14 protein-coding genes are annotated in these 14,529 nt (G+C 45.6%); 6 read left to right on the top strand and 8 right to left on the bottom strand.

Features of this window, described 5'->3' with window-relative positions:
* The first annotated feature begins 300 nt into the window (after positions 1-300).
* Positions 301-570, top strand: coding sequence for a GlsB/YeaQ/YmgE family stress response membrane protein (locus QT987_RS14940; RefSeq protein WP_333052822.1), 270 nt, complete (start codon positions 301-303; stop codon positions 568-570).
* A 368-nt stretch (positions 571-938) separates the two neighbouring features.
* Here QT987_RS14940 and sppA read toward each other — a convergent pair whose 3' ends face one another.
* The 3 genes from sppA to QT987_RS14955 form a co-directional block, all read right to left on the bottom strand.
* Entirely contained in the window at positions 939-2,759 is a 1,821-nt protein-coding gene (gene sppA / locus QT987_RS14945) for a signal peptide peptidase SppA (protein ID WP_333241292.1), read from the bottom strand.
* Positions 2,760-3,039: 280 nt separating this feature from the next.
* Entirely contained in the window at positions 3,040-4,089 is a 1,050-nt protein-coding gene (gene fni, locus QT987_RS14950; protein ID WP_333241296.1) for a type 2 isopentenyl-diphosphate Delta-isomerase, read from the bottom strand.
* A gap of 144 nt (positions 4,090-4,233) precedes the next feature.
* Positions 4,234-4,917: an SDR family NAD(P)-dependent oxidoreductase gene (locus tag QT987_RS14955; RefSeq protein WP_333241298.1), complete on the bottom strand. Its 684-nt coding sequence runs from the start codon at positions 4,915-4,917 to the stop codon at positions 4,234-4,236.
* A gap of 214 nt (positions 4,918-5,131) precedes the next feature.
* Here QT987_RS14955 and QT987_RS14960 point away from each other — a divergent pair, with 214 nt between their 5' ends.
* Both QT987_RS14960 and fghA read left to right on the top strand, forming a co-directional pair.
* The gene (locus tag QT987_RS14960) at positions 5,132-6,241 is read left to right on the top strand and encodes an S-(hydroxymethyl)glutathione dehydrogenase/class III alcohol dehydrogenase (protein WP_333241396.1); all 1,110 of its coding nucleotides are present in this window, start codon (positions 5,132-5,134) and stop codon (positions 6,239-6,241) included.
* A gap of 91 nt (positions 6,242-6,332) precedes the next feature.
* The gene (gene fghA / locus QT987_RS14965; protein ID WP_333241300.1) at positions 6,333-7,187 is read left to right on the top strand and encodes an S-formylglutathione hydrolase; all 855 of its coding nucleotides are present in this window, start codon (positions 6,333-6,335) and stop codon (positions 7,185-7,187) included.
* A 22-nt stretch (positions 7,188-7,209) separates the two neighbouring features.
* Here the strand turns inward: fghA and QT987_RS14970 are convergent, their stop codons facing one another.
* Together QT987_RS14970 and QT987_RS14975 are read right to left on the bottom strand one after the other, a co-directional pair.
* Positions 7,210-7,494 carry a tetratricopeptide repeat protein gene (locus QT987_RS14970; RefSeq protein ID WP_332984688.1) on the bottom strand — a complete coding sequence of 95 codons (285 nt, stop codon included), beginning with the start codon at positions 7,492-7,494 and terminating at the stop codon, positions 7,210-7,212.
* Positions 7,495-7,658: 164 nt separating this feature from the next.
* Complete coding sequence (locus QT987_RS14975; RefSeq protein WP_333241302.1) at positions 7,659-8,573, bottom strand: branched-chain amino acid transaminase; 915 nt, start codon at positions 8,571-8,573, stop codon at positions 7,659-7,661.
* A gap of 286 nt (positions 8,574-8,859) precedes the next feature.
* Here QT987_RS14975 and QT987_RS14980 point away from each other — a divergent pair, with 286 nt between their 5' ends.
* Positions 8,860-9,228 (top strand): Lin0512 family protein, encoded by a 369-nt coding sequence (locus QT987_RS14980; protein WP_333241304.1) that lies wholly within the window; start codon positions 8,860-8,862, stop codon positions 9,226-9,228.
* Positions 9,229-9,399: 171 nt separating this feature from the next.
* Here the strand turns inward: QT987_RS14980 and QT987_RS14985 are convergent, their stop codons facing one another.
* Complete coding sequence (locus QT987_RS14985; protein ID WP_333241306.1) at positions 9,400-10,143, bottom strand: DUF4142 domain-containing protein; 744 nt, start codon at positions 10,141-10,143, stop codon at positions 9,400-9,402.
* A 72-nt stretch (positions 10,144-10,215) separates the two neighbouring features.
* Entirely contained in the window at positions 10,216-11,166 is a 951-nt protein-coding gene (locus tag QT987_RS14990; protein WP_333241308.1) for a hypothetical protein, read from the bottom strand.
* A gap of 1,148 nt (positions 11,167-12,314) precedes the next feature.
* On the opposite strand from QT987_RS14990, the gene QT987_RS14995 reads away from it, so the two are divergent.
* The gene (locus QT987_RS14995) at positions 12,315-12,557 is read left to right on the top strand and encodes a ChaB family protein (protein WP_333241310.1); all 243 of its coding nucleotides are present in this window, start codon (positions 12,315-12,317) and stop codon (positions 12,555-12,557) included.
* Between the two features lie 351 nt (positions 12,558-12,908).
* Here QT987_RS14995 and QT987_RS15000 read toward each other — a convergent pair whose 3' ends face one another.
* Positions 12,909-13,541, bottom strand: a complete 633-nt coding sequence (locus QT987_RS15000; RefSeq protein WP_333241312.1) for a hypothetical protein — start codon at positions 13,539-13,541, stop codon at positions 12,909-12,911.
* Between the two features lie 250 nt (positions 13,542-13,791).
* Between QT987_RS15000 and QT987_RS15005 the strand changes: the two genes are divergently transcribed.
* Positions 13,792-14,511, top strand: coding sequence for an SAM-dependent methyltransferase (locus QT987_RS15005; protein ID WP_333241314.1), 720 nt, complete (start codon positions 13,792-13,794; stop codon positions 14,509-14,511).
* The last annotated feature ends 18 nt before the right edge of the window (positions 14,512-14,529 follow it).

The raw sequence follows: 14,529 nt of genomic DNA on the forward strand, positions 1-14,529 counted from the left end.
CGGGCGCAAACTTTCCTCATTTCACAGAAATATTGTAATTTTTTTAACCACCAAAACACAAAAAGTCCCAGAAAAGATTCTCCTATTTCCCTTTTGCTTTGAGCATAAGTACCTTTCTTCCCTCGAAAAAGTGGGTTAAGTCTTTTGAGATATTAAACAGCCTCAAACTCCGACGATTCATGAGAAATCCTACCACTTTCGGTTCATCCCTGCGGTAGAGGTAAGGGCGGGATAGGGGTTGTTATTCTTAGAACATAAGACAAGGCACAAGAAAAGTTTAAGTATTCAGGAGAAAGAGAAATGGGAATTATTGCTTGGATCGTTTTAGGATTGATTGCCGGTGCGCTAGCCAAAGCCATTTATCCGGGAACTCAAGGCGGTGGCTTTCTGGCAACAACAGGTTTAGGAATTTTGGGCGCCCTAGTGGGAGGTTATCTAGGTCAAGTCTTACTGGGGACGAGCGGGGGAGCATCCTTCGGAGCATTGACTCTACCCAGCATAGCTTTTGCAGTCGTAGGTGCGCTAGTTCTACTTTTCATCTGGGGATTGTTAACTCAGCGTGCTGCATAACAAATATTGCCAATTCCCAGTCAATCGACTTTTAGGGTATTCATAAACCCGGTTTCTTGAAGAAACCGGGTTTTTCAGTTGTTTGTAGGTGCGTCAATCGATTTTAGATTTTAGATTTTAGATTTTAGAGGCGACCCCACGGATAAATGCGGGGGCTCTTCTGATTTTCGATTTTCGATTTTGGGTTGATTCCACGGATAAATCCGGGGGCTGTACCATCAAGAAATTCGCTTGTCAGCCTACTTTTACCAAGCCCGGGTTAAAAACCCCTATCAGACTCAGCGCTTGCAACGGTTCAAGAGCAAAACTTTCGTCTCAACAGAGGGGGACTAAGAATAAAGGGGTAAAAATCCCGGATTTGGTATTAATTAATCAATCCGCAAATTGAAAGGCAAGCGAACGTAAATCCCCTGCGGGTCGTTCATCGACTTGATCGCAGCCAATTCCTCTTGCATTTTCTTAAATTCGGCCGTTAGCGGGTCGAGTTTGGCGGCTGGTTTCAAAACGTGAACGCCTGAAAGTCTTTCCAAAATTCGCTCCTCCAAAGTGCGGCGTTTTGGATATTCTTCCACCTTCCAATCGTCGCCTAGTTTAGCTTGCTTAGCAGCCTCTCTGACAGCATCTTCAAGACCGCCAATTTCATCCACTAAACCCAACTGTTTCGCGGCCGTACCAGACCACACCCTGCCTTGAGCAATTTCTTGTACCTGGTTTTTCGGCAGTTTGCGGGCGGTGGCGACTTTAGTAATAAATCGATCGTAAATGCTATCGACTCTCCTCTGAATATTCGCCAATTCTTGAGGATTTTTCGGGCGGGAAACCGTGTTAATATCTGCAAAGCGGGCGGTTTTCACCACGTCCCAAGTCAGGCCGTTGTTAGCAGCCAACTTTTCGGCGTTGAACCGCATTCCAAAAACGCCTATCGAACCGGTAATCGTATTCGGTTCGGCAAAAATGCGGTTGGAACCCATCGAAATCCAATAGCCACCGGATGCTGCTAAATTGCCCATTGAAACAATAACTGGTTTCTTTTTCCCCGTCAGCATTACTTCGCGTGCAATTACTTCGGCCCCCGTCGCGCTGCCTCCGGGACTGTTGACGCGCAAAACTACGGCTTTTACTTCCTCATCTTCTCGGATTTTCCGCATTGCTTGAGCGATGCGATCGCCTCCTACTTGAGTCGGGCCCCCTTCCCCGTCTACAATCTCTCCTTCAGCGTAAAGTATAGCAATTTGGTTTTTCTTGTCAGCGCGAGTTGATTTTTTATTTTCAGCAATTCTCGCGTAATTTTTCAAACTAATTTGCTTGAAAGATTTGTTTTCGCTATCGGTTCCTGTGAGTTTTTTGAGTTCTGTCGATACTTCGTCAAAGTATACAACTTTATCAACTAACTTGTTTTTGAGAGCTTCGTCAGCCATCAAAATTCCGCGATTATCTGCAAGCGCTTGCAGTTGCCCAACAGTCACTTTGCGACTCGGGGCGACAGTTTTCAGGTATTCTCCCCACATATCTCCGAGCAACTTTTGAGTTTGCTGGCGATTTTCGGGGCTCATTTTTGTGAGCAAAAACGGCTCAACGGCTGACTTGTATTTGCCGACGCGAGTCACTTGCACTCCCACGCCGTATTTTTCCAAAGCACCAGTGAGAAACATTGCCTGACTGCTAAAACCGTTGATTTCCAAAGCGCCGTAAGGATTTACGGCAATTGTATTAGCAACGGAACCGAGGTAATAATCTCGCTCATTCCAGTCCATCTGGTAAGCAAAAATGGGTTTTTTGGCATCTCGGAAACGCTGCAAGGCCGATCGAACTTCTTTGAGATTGGCAAACCCGCTGCTGCTCGAATTTGAGCTGCCTTCAAGATAAAGGCCAACGATTTTCGGGTCTTTTTTCGCATATTCGATCGTGTCTAAAACAGTCCGCAGCGTCACTGTATCGCCGGAATCTTCCGAAAGCACTTCTTCAATCGCCGCGCTAGTGCTGCGGCTCGGTTTGCTGTCGGTAATATTTAAAGAAAGGTCTAATACCAATACAGACTTATCTTTAACTTGCGGGCCTGAATCTTTAGACGACGATGCCGCCAGAGCAATTAGTAGTACCAGTCCCCCCAATCCGATGCTGCCCAGCAGCAACAATCCTAGGAAGGTTCCCAGTAAACTTGCACAGGTATATTTTAGGAAATCTTTCATTAGATAATTGGTTATTGGTAATTAGTCATTAGTCATTAGTCATTAGTTATTAGTTATTAGTTATATCGAATCCGGTTAGAACGGAATGATACCGAGTGTGCAAGTGTCCCGCTCGCACTGCACTCGGAAAAATATTATTCCGATGTCGGCGGAAACGATATTATTGGTCATTCCTGCAAGTAGGATTTAGCACTTCTCTGGTGTCGTTAGTTATTAGCTAATGACTAATGACTGTTGACTAATGACTGCTGACTAATGACTTTTGACTGCTGACTCACTTTTATCTTAACCTTTCCAAAACCCCAGAATGTTTTAGCTCATCCAAATTACCGCAGCCCGTACAGAACATCACGGTGGCGATTTCTGCAATTAAAACCTCAGCTAGAAGGGCTGCGGCGGATTCCGATTCCGCTGCTGCTTGTAGAAACGGCCGCGCCAGTCCCGCAATATCCGCGCCAAGGGCGATCGACTTCGCTGCATCCAGCCCGTTTTGCAAGCCTCCAGAGGCAATCAGAGGAACATCCGGCGCTACGGCGCGGGTGCTGACAATGCACTCGGCTGTTGGTATTCCCCAGTCGGCAAAGGTTGCGCCTAACCTGCGCTGCTTGCTATCTTTAGCTCGCTCTCCTTCTATTTTCGCCCAAGAAGTGCCTCCGGCCCCGGCAATGTCGATCGCACCTACCCCAGCGGCGAGCAATTTCTTTGCCATCTTTCCTGAAATACCGTTGCCGACTTCTTTAGCAATAACTGGTACTGGTAATTTATCGCACAATTTGGCAATTTTATCTAGCAGTCCTTTAAAGTTAGTATCGCCTTCGGTTTGGACGCACTCTTGCAGCGGATTGAGGTGCAAAATTAGGGCATCTGCTTCGAGAATATCAATGATTTTTTGGCACTGTTCCAAACCGTAATTGTAGTTTAATTGAACGGCTCCGATATTTGCAAATAACACAATATCTGGAGCGCGGCGACGGACGGCAAATGTAGGAGCGAGTTGAGGATTTTCTACAACAATTCGCTGGGAACCGACTCCCATTGCTAGTTTGTATTCTTGAGCGACATCGGCGAGGCGATAATTGATTGTCTGGGCTAATTCTGTGCCGCCGGTCATTGAGGAAATTAGCAGGGGAACGGCTAATTTTTTGCCGAGAAATGTGGAGGTTAAATCGATTTCGGTGCGATCGAGTTCTGGCAAACAGCAGTGTTCAAAACGGTAGCGTTCGAGGCCGCTGGTAGTTTCGCGAAATTGTACGTCTTCTTCGAGGCAAATCCGCAGGTGGTCTGCTTTGCGGGTTTCGGTTTGCGAGGGGGAGGTTAGCGGCAAGTTCACTGTGGCTATTTGGGGAAAGAGTTGTGATTTGGGAATATAGCAATTTTATTTCATTTTTGATTTTTTTTATGAACCGCAGAGAGCGCAGAGGGCGCAGAGGAGAAGAAAGGAGAGAGGTTCGCAAATCCTGTAAGGGTTGTTGTATTATCCCGGAACAGTCAGGGGCATTCCGTTATCTGAAGCTTTTAGTTTTAGTAAGAAAGGAACAGCTTTTTGCACCCATGCTTTGACTGATGGGTAATTTGCCGCATCTTCTCCGAAACAAATGTCTAGCATATCGGTGTGAATTATCCCCGGATTCAAAGGAAATGCTGCCATACCTGCGGGCAATTCTTGAGCGAGCGATCGCGTAAGTCCTTCTATTGCCCACTTGGAAGCGCAATAGGGCGCGACTTCCGGCGAAGTTGACCTTCCCCAACCAGAACTAAAGTTGACAATTATGCCACTTTTTTGAGCAATCATTGCCGGGACAAAGTGACGAATTACATTAGCTGTACCTTTAATATTAACATCAATTACCTGAGAAAATTCTTCGTTGCTGATATTCCAAAGGGGCGCGAGATGATTAGCTACGCCTGCATTATTAATTAACAAATCTGGGGGAGCATTTTTTGCCAGCATTTCTGTGGCCCAAGCTTTTACTCGATCGTCCTTGGTGACATCCAAACAAGTAAAATGGTGGGGCGCACTATATTTTTGTTGGAGTTTTTTCACCGCTTCGGAAGAACGGGCGCATCCCACAACTGTATGTCCCAATTCAATAAACTTTTCGGTCATGGCAAGACCTAGACCGCGACTGACTCCGGTAATTACAATTAATTTTGTCATAGATTTGCTCCAATTTTGACATTAAGTAATACAATACATCTTGACCAAGAATTTCAAAGGTGGTACCCGCCACGTGATTTATCTCGCGCAAGTCAATCCAAAATCTAAAATCCTCAAGCCCCCGAATTAATCCGTGGGGTCAATCCAAAATCTAAAATCTAAAATCTAAAATCGAATGACGGGTCAATTAACAAATCGATCGCAAGGAGAAAGCATGAAAGTAAAAGCAGCAGTTGCTCGCAGTGCCGGCCAACCTTTGAGCATTGAAACGGTTGATCTGGATGGGCCTCGGGCTGGAGAGGTGTTGGTGGAAATTAAAGCCACGGGTGTTTGTCACACTGATGCTTACACTCTTTCCGGTGCCGATCCTGAAGGTTTGTTTCCGGCTATTTTAGGCCACGAGGGAGCCGGGATTGTCGCAGAAGTTGGGCCGGGAGTCACGAGTGTCAAAGTGGGCGATCGGGTAATTCCTCTCTACATTCCCGAATGCCGCAACTGCGAATATTGTTTGAGCCGCAAAACTAATCTCTGTCAAGCAATTCGCCTGACTCAAGGCCAGGGAGTGATGCCCGACGGCACGAGCCGATTTTCCATAGATGGGCAGAAACTATACCATTACATGGGAACTTCTACCTTTGCTAATTATACAGTATTGCCAGAAATTGCGGTAGCCAAAATTCGCGAAGATGCTCCTTTTGATAAAGTTTGTTTAATCGGCTGCGGCGTAACAACTGGCATCGGCGCTGTCATTAATACTGCGAAAGTAGAGCCTGGTTCTAATGTGGTAGTTTTCGGTTTGGGCGGCGTGGGTTTGAATGTAATTCAAGCAGCTCGCATGGTGGGAGCTAACATGATTGTCGGCGTAGACTTGAACCCCGACAAGCGAGAGATGGCGGAAAAATTCGGCATGACTCACTTTGTCAATCCCCGCGAAGTCGAAGGCGATTTAGTGCCTTATTTAGTAGATTTAACCAAAGGCGGAGCAGATTACAGTTTTGAATGTATCGGCAACATTAATGTGATGCGCCAAGCTTTAGAATGCTGCCACAAAGGTTGGGGCGTGAGCGTAATTGTCGGGGTAGCGGGAGCTGGTCAAGAAATTAGTACCCGCCCGTTTCAGCTAGTAACTGGTAGGGTTTGGAAAGGCACGGCTTTTGGTGGCGCAAAAGGCAGAACTGATGTGCCTAAGATTGTGGATTGGTACATGGACGGTAAAATTGATATTGACAGTCTGGTAACTCAGGTAATGCCGATCGACAAAATCAACGAAGCCTTTGATTTAATGCACAAAGGCCAATCAATTCGCACAGTTTTGACATTTTGAACAAAAATCTTTCTCTCTTCCCTCTTCCTCTGCGCCCTCTGCGCCCTCTGCGGTTAAAAAAAATCTAATTCAAAAATGAAATAGAATTAACATGATATCAGACTCCCTAAAACTGCACAAAGAACAGAAAACTTTCGGTGGCAAACTCGGCTTTTATAGCCATCAATCCTCAACCTGCAACAGCGAGATGAAAATCGCAGTTTATCAGCCCCCGCAAGCTTTATCTCAACCCGTACCAGTTTTGTATTTTCTATCTGGTTTAACCTGCACAGAAGAGAACTTTATGGCAAAAGCGGGGGCGCAACAATTTGCGGCAAAATATGGGTTAATGCTGGTTGCGCCCGACACTAGCCCGCGCAATACTGGCATCCCTGGGGAAGATGACGATTGGGATTTAGGAAGTGGTGCAGGTTTTTATGTTGATGCGACAGCCGCACCTTGGAATGCTCACTATCGAATGTACAGTTATGTGGTTGATGAATTGCCAAATTTAATCGCCGAAAATTTTCCAGCGATACCGGAAAAACAAGGAATTTTCGGTCATTCGATGGGCGGACACGGGGCTTTAATTTGCGCGTTGAAAAATGGATCTCGCTATCTTTCAGTTTCCGCTTTTGCGCCTATTTCCGCGCCAATGAGCTGCCCTTGGGGACAAAAAGCTTTTGGACACTACCTCGGCAGCGACAGAGATATCTGGAGGGCTTGGGATGCTAGCGAATTGGTGCTTGCAGCGCAATACAACCGTCCGATTATGATTGACTGCGGCACGGCTGATTCGTTTCTTGCTGACGGGCAGTTGTTGCCGGAAGTGTTCGCGGAAGCTTGTGCAAAAGCGGGACAGCCGCTGAATTTAAGGATGCAGGAAGGTTACGATCACAGCTATTATTTTGTGGCGACTTTTATCGAGGATCATATTCAATTTCACGCGGCTGCTTTGTGTGAGTGAACTTTAGTTTGTAGTAAGGACTTTAGTCCTTAAACCTAATTTCATTGTGCAGCGCACTCCAGGGGACTAAAAGCATATCAGCTATTTGCGATTGTCCTCTAGCCCTGTAGATATCCATAGCTTTCTCAAAATCTTCAATTCCCCCCTGTAAATCTCCTGTTCCACTTCGAGCAGTAGCACGAATCATGTAAGCTTCTACAAAGTCAGGATTGAGATTTATTGCTTGAGTAAAAGCTGCAACTGCTTCCTCGTACAGCCCCCTGCGACCGAGGTCGAATCCTTGTTCGTAAAATTCTCGAGCTTCCATAGCATTTCTTAATTATCGATGTAGTTAATTCTGGAGCGTCGATATAGAAGTTTTTAAGCCGATGAAATAGAGCAGACGGGTGTAAGGACACGGCAGTCCAGTTGATGGTTTGTAGTGAGGAATTTAGTTCTTAAAAGAAGGACTGAACTCCTCACTACAAACGGTTAATTAAGATCAATCGGAAATACCCAGTCTTGATACTTGCTGTCGCGATTTTCTATAATCCCGGTTAGTTTGTCCAAAATCTTTTCGGTGATGGGTCGGTTTGTGGGCAAGTGATAGTTTTCTACTCGCTTAATTGGCGTAATTTTGGCTGCGGTTCCGCAGAGGAAAATTTCGTCTGCAATCAACAGTTCTGATCTATCAACGGGTCTTTCTATGACTTCAATTCCTAAGTCTCTGGCGATTGTGATTACGCTGTCTCTGGTAATTCCTTCGAGAATATCTTGCTCGAAACCGGGAGTAACTAATTTACCGTTTCTGGCGACAAATATGTTCATCCCTGAAGCTTCGCTGACTTTTCCCTGAGTGTTCATCATAATTGCTTCGTCGAAGCCGGATTCTACTGCTTCGGTTTTGGCTAAAGCTGAGGTGATGTAGGCGCCGCTAATTTTACCTCTTAAGGGCAAACTGCGGTCTTCTTGGCGGTACCAAGAGCTAATTCTACAGTTGACTCCTTCTTTGGGCAAATAGTCGGAAAGTTCTAATCCGTAGACAAAAAAGTCTGTTTCTACGTTGTGCAGTCGGGGGGCAATTCCTAAACTGGATGTGTAGATAAAAGGGCGGATATAAAATGATTTTGTTGGTTTGTTTTTCTGGACAAAATCAATAATTATTTGTTGGATTTTGCTGGCTGGTAAATCGCAGTTGAGGAAGCGGGCACTTTGACTTAATCTTTGACAGTGGCGGTCTAATCTAAATAGCAATATTCGATCGGCATTTTGGGGGTCTGGAATTCCCCGCAACCCGCCTAAAACTCCGGTTCCGTAGTGCAGTGCGTGGGTGGCTATGGAAATTTTGGCGTCGGTAAATGGGAGAAATTGGTTTTGAAAGTAGGCAATTGGTAGAAAACTATCCATGATTCAAGCTGGCGATGAGTTTTGCAGTCCGCTAGGAAAGCTGAATTTGGTTATATTACCATAAGTTATACCATTTTAGATTTTAGATTTTAGATTTTAGATTTACAAGGACTGATTTGATATCAGTTTGGCTCTGGTCAAAAGTTACCTTTTTTTGATTAAATGAGATGATTATTGTGTTATTCGAGGAATCGATAAAATAATATAAACTGCGGTCATTTTGGTTGATAATTGTTTGGGGAAAAACTGCGATCAACTAAAAATAAAAATCAACCAAGGGGCAACTATGGCACGTAAATGTTTCATTATTGAAATGGGGATGGGTATAGACCAGCACGGGCAGGAACCGACTGTAGCCTGTGCAAGGGCTGTACGAAATGCGATCGCCCACAATGCTCTCTTAGGCGTCTGGGAAGTGGCTGGTTTGAGCGACCCGAATCAGATGATTGTTGAGGTAAAGGTGGCTGTTCCTTACCCGGAACAAGTGCGGGAACAGGAGGTGTTGGCGGTGCTGCCTTTTGGCAGCAAAACTCTGATTGTGGAGCAAGGAGGCATGATTGTGCCAGGAAGGGCGATCGCCTCTCTGAATGATAAAAATGATGAAATGCTAATCGCTGTGGCGGCTGTGACTGTTTTTGTCGAAACTGAGGACTAATTAATTTGGTGTTCTTTGAATAAATCGCCCGATCGCACTTGCTTGTTTCTGCGATCGGGCGATCGAACGCCTGTCTGTTAAAAAATGATTAATTTAGGCTAAGTCTCGAATTAGCAAAAGTAGAGTGCGATCGGCTTTTAGGCGATCGCACTCTACCTCCTCTACCTGATATTACGGCTGACTGGTATCTGCCAACATTTGGTTAACCATTTGCAAGTGCGCCTGAAGGTTCGGCAACTTTTGGGTGGCCCAAGCCTTCAATTCGGGATCTTGTCCCTGTTGAGATTGAGCTTGAAACAAAGCAATAGCCTGATTGTGGCTGTCGATCATAGCCTGCTTATAAGCCCTGTCAAAACTTGTACCAGAGAGTCCCGAAAGTCGATCCATCAAAGCTTTGTTCTGGGTACTCATTTCGGTTGGCAGTTTTACCTCTTTTTGCATTGCTAACTGCATCAATTCTTCATTAGCCTGGGTGTGTTCCTCAACCATTTCTTGCCCGTATTGTTTCACACTAGCACTAGAACCGCGCTGCACTGCCAATCTGCCGAGCTGCACTTCCATCATACCAATTTGACCTGCTTGCATGGCAAAGTTTCTGTCTTGGCTGCTGAGAGAATTAGGGGAAGTTTCGCCACCTGTTGGAGTGTTGGGAGAACGGCTAGGAGTGTTGTTGATGGGGCTATTTGGAGAACGGCCGGGAGTGTTGTTGGTGGGGGTATTTGGAGTGTTGGGAGTAGTAGCATCGTCGGTAGCGTTATCAGCAAGCTCAAGAACCCGATCGCCCGACTGGTTGAAGCCGTGAGTCTGGCGGTTTAATTCTGCCAATCCCGGCACAGCTATCAAGGAACTAACGCCGGCAATTCCGGCAACTGTTACCAATTTTTTGAACAAACTTTTGCGATTGAGTGAAGTCATGAATTTCTAAGCCTCTAAGTTGTTTTCAAAAGTATGTGAAGCGAAACTATTCCCTACGGGAATCGCCAGAAACTACCGATGGGAGGGTGTACTGCCTTTCCGAAACAAGTTGATCAAACCAAACGCGCCCAAGGCACCCAGCCACCCGAAATTGTTGGGGCGATCGCGCCGAGCACTCAAAACTCCCGAATTAGTATCAGCCGGCGTCGATGTCGTACCGTCTGTCGTACCGGTTGTACCGGTTGTACCCGTTGTACCGGTTGTACCGGTTGTACCCGTTGTACCCGTGCCCGTCGTACCCGTTGTACCCGTTGTACCTGTCCCAGTTGTACCCGTTGTACCTGTCCCGGTTGTACCGGTTGTACCCGTTGTACCTGTCCCGGTTGTACCCGTTGTACCTGTGCCAGTTGTACCCGTTGTACCTGTCCCGGTTGTACCCGTTGTACCTGTCCCGGTTGTACCCGTTGTACCTGTGCCAGTTGTACCCGTTGTATCGGTTGTGCCAGTGCCAGTTGTATCGGTTGTGCCAGTGCCGGTTGTATCGGTTGTACCTGTCCCGGTTGTACCAGTTGTACCCGTGCCCGTCGTATCGGTTGTACCTGTCCCGGTTGTATCGGTTGTACCTGTCCCGGTTGTATCGGTTGTACCTGTCCCGGTTGTACCGGTTGTGCCAGTGCCGGTTGTATCGGTTGTGCCAGTGCCGGTTGTATCGGTTGTACCGGTTGTGCCAGTGCCCGTCGTATCGGTTGTACCGGTTGTACCCGTGCCTGTTGTACCCGTGCCGGTTGTACCCGTGCCCGTCGCGCCGTCTGTTGTACCGGTTGTGCCGGTGCCAGTCGTGCCGTCTGTCGTACCAGTTGTGCCTGTGCCTGTACCAGTTGTGCCTGTGCCTGTACCAGTTGTGCCTGCACCGCTTCCAGCACCGCCTGACTGGGCAGAAGCAGGCACTGCGAAGGAAACCGTTGCTAAACCTAAAGTACAAGCGCTTGCTAAAACAACTTTCAACAATTTAGAAGATTTCATGGTAATGCTTGCTTTTGCATTGAGTCCTGCGATCGCTTGTGATGCCACAACCGCAGGGTAAAATTGACAGCGTAACGTGCAACTTTTCTAACCTTTGCTGTGGAATAATGAAGGTAAAGGAGCATATTTAGTCCCGTTTCCTCGATTATTTCCCACGGATAAATTAGACCGCCGCGTTAACAGTTTATAAGCTATTAGGTATGCTTCCAGTTCGCCATTCATCTTTAGGAATATTTGGCAAAATGGCGTTTTATTTCAGGTGGTGGATGATATTTGATGGGGCGGCAGACTAGCTAAATAAAAATTTGTCTACAGGGGATAAAAAGCGGGTTGATCTGAAAAATTTTGGGTTGAGTCACCAGACATATAGGAATCAACTGGGTTTCTGAGACAAGCGCGCGGTTCTTCCTATAAATTTTCTCCGGCGGCTGGTGCTTTGAGACAGAAATTATTGATTTTCTCACCCTCAATTTTGGGTTAGCGCTACGCCATAGGAGTTAGTTTCAAATTTTATGAGCGTTATTTTTCCTTAACTTGCTGCTGGCAATTTGGGCACTGGCAGAATACCGCTCAAACTTTATCAGGAAACTAAATTATCTCAAGACGCCCGATCGCTCATAGTCCTATAGCGCCTATAACCAGGCAACAGCAAGGCTTTTGACTGGTATTTGACTTGCGTTAAACAGGAAGGCGAACTGAGGGCTGTCCGAGTGCGGCCCGCGCGAGATTCAATTAACCAGCGGCGGCGCAGTCGTCAGGATTGCTTGTGAGTGCGATCGGCTAAACTCTGATATAGTAAAGCCAAAACTATGCGAAATAGCGCTTATTTTTTAACACATTGTACAAGCCAAAATAAACTACGCTGTATCGAATTATTCCCAAAATTCGCTATCTAATATTCATCGGTTTTTCTAAATTCGCAAGTGAAAAAGCCGAAATCAGATTAATGACTGTTTCACAAAATAAATTACCCAAATACGGCTGAACCTGCAACGGCAAGTCAATTAGTTTTCGGGGTGCGAATAACTTTAAGATTACATCTGTCGCAGGGATGAGAATAATGGGGTTTAAAACTTGCTTTTAGAGAGAGGAAAGGAGAGGGTTATAGTATATAAGATTTAATTTCTGTTTAATAATTAGAGGTCATTATGCCAGAACAACAATTTGACACCTTACCTTCGGAAGCACAAGAACTCCCCCAAGGATCTCAACAAATTTTTCAGGCTGCTTTTAAGAGCGCTAGCGAAGATGGAATGAGCGCAGATGGTGCTACTAGCGTTGCTTGGAACAGTGTAAAATCTGAATATGTTAAAGGCGAAGGTGGCACGTGGCATCACAAGGGCGACGATACTAACCAAACCCGCAAATCTGTACAGTCTGGTGGCAATTAGTTATCAGCCATCAGTAATATAGCAATCCTAAATGAATTGTGTAATTTTTGTAGGGGCAAACCCCCCGTGGTTGCCCCGATCCGTGGGGGGTAGGCACTCTTAGCACTACCCCTACATATTTGTACAACTGATGCGAGGATTGCTATATCGTGTCCGCTAACATAACCCCTATTAGCTGTGTAGTGAGGGCTTCATTCCTCAACTTTTGATGAAAACGAAGAATCCTCACTACCAACCAATTGCAGTGACGTTATTCTAGCGGGCATGATCTCATCAGTCATTAGCAATGTACTCATCACTTGTGATTAATGCTTGACGTTGATAGCTGTTGGAATCGCGGTGGTACACAAGTTAATCGAGCCTGTTAATCGGCTGGCGCATATCCCATTGCAATTCGGCTAAAACCAGCAAGCTAAATACCATTACGGTTCCCGTAAATAGGAAAGACCAACCGCCCGTGTAAGGCAAAATCAAAATTCCCACCAGGTGAAGTAAACTTGCAGCTAAAAGCGCGCGCGATCGCACTGCAAATCCAGTCCCCAAATACCCTATTCCGCTCATTCCCAACCACAGGGGACAGAGATTCGCCAATACTTTTCCCCAACTGAGAAAAATTGCTAAATCGGTCAGCAGCAATCCTAATAACATTAGTATTACCCAACCGTAAAGCACCCAAAGCAGGCGTTCTATTTTGACCCAAGAGTATGTCATGCTTACCATTGCGGCTGTACCTACGAGGCTGAGCGCTGACCACAAACCGGCTTGCAGCATCCAACTCACCGAAAAAAATTGTGCTGTGCCGAATATGGGTATTAACAGCAAGCTCCACAGCAAGCAAGTACGATCGAGACAAGTATAAAATTGTGAATAAAATCGATCTTTGCCAAGGGGAAACTGAACCTGCCAAAGCCCTTCTAACTCCGGAACCTCGATGTTAAGCTGTTTCCGGCGCAGAGGCGGAACTGAATAATTAAAAAAGGTCATATCTGACACTATTAAAATTTACAATTATTTGCTTAGGTACTATCTCAGCAGCAATCGCTCTAATTGCAATCTGTCAATCGGATTAATCTAGTTAATTGGAGAATCTGCCTGCAGTAATAGTTATTCGATCGCACCAGGTAAAACAGGAAGAGATAGATTGCACAAGTTGATAAAATAGCTCTTGCGACAGATGGCTGCAATATTACTTATTGGATAATTTAAAAAGAAAGTAAACTTTGTTACAGAATTTATGCTCACTTCATCCCATCCTCTCAAACAGGTATTCCACTGCCCGGAAGAATCGGATTTTTACGCGCACTGCTTGGAAAGTTTAGTGTTAAATGCTAGTGACAATTCTCGACTTATCGTAGAGTTTGGTTCAGGAGAGGGAAGTCCAGTTATTAAGTCTTTGCTGAGAAGTGATTTTGATGGGACGATACAGGGATTTGAGCTAAATAATGTAGCTTGGAAAATTGCTCAGTCTCAAATTAAGCAATATGAACTGAGCGAACGATACACCGTCAACAATTGCTCTTTTTTTGATTCGCCTTTATACGAGTCGGCGGATTGTGTCATCTCAAATCCGCCTTACTTGCCGGCGGTGGATGATAAGATTTACCAGCCTCTGTTGCACGGCGGGAGTGATGGTTCGACAATTGCTAAAAAACTTTTATCTTTGGGCTGCGATGAAGTTTTGCTGATGGTTTCTAGCTATTCTAATCCTGTGGGTTTGATCGATTATGCCTTGGATCGAGGCTACTCGGTTGCGAATTTTGAAATTGCACCTTTAAATTTTGGCTATTATAGCTCGGAACCGAAGGTGAAAAGCGCGATCGCCACTCTCAGAGAACAGGGAATGGCTTTTTATACGGAAAACATCTATCTGCTGGCTGGAGTTTTGTTTAAGAAGCACCAAAAGTCGCAAAGAGATTTGTCGATCGAGCTAATTCAGTTAATGACAGCATTGTGAAATACAGCAACAGGCAAG

The organism is Microcoleus sp. SVA1B4 (genome assembly GCF_036700545.1).
Lineage (GTDB): Bacteria > Cyanobacteriota > Cyanobacteriia > Cyanobacteriales > Microcoleaceae > Microcoleus.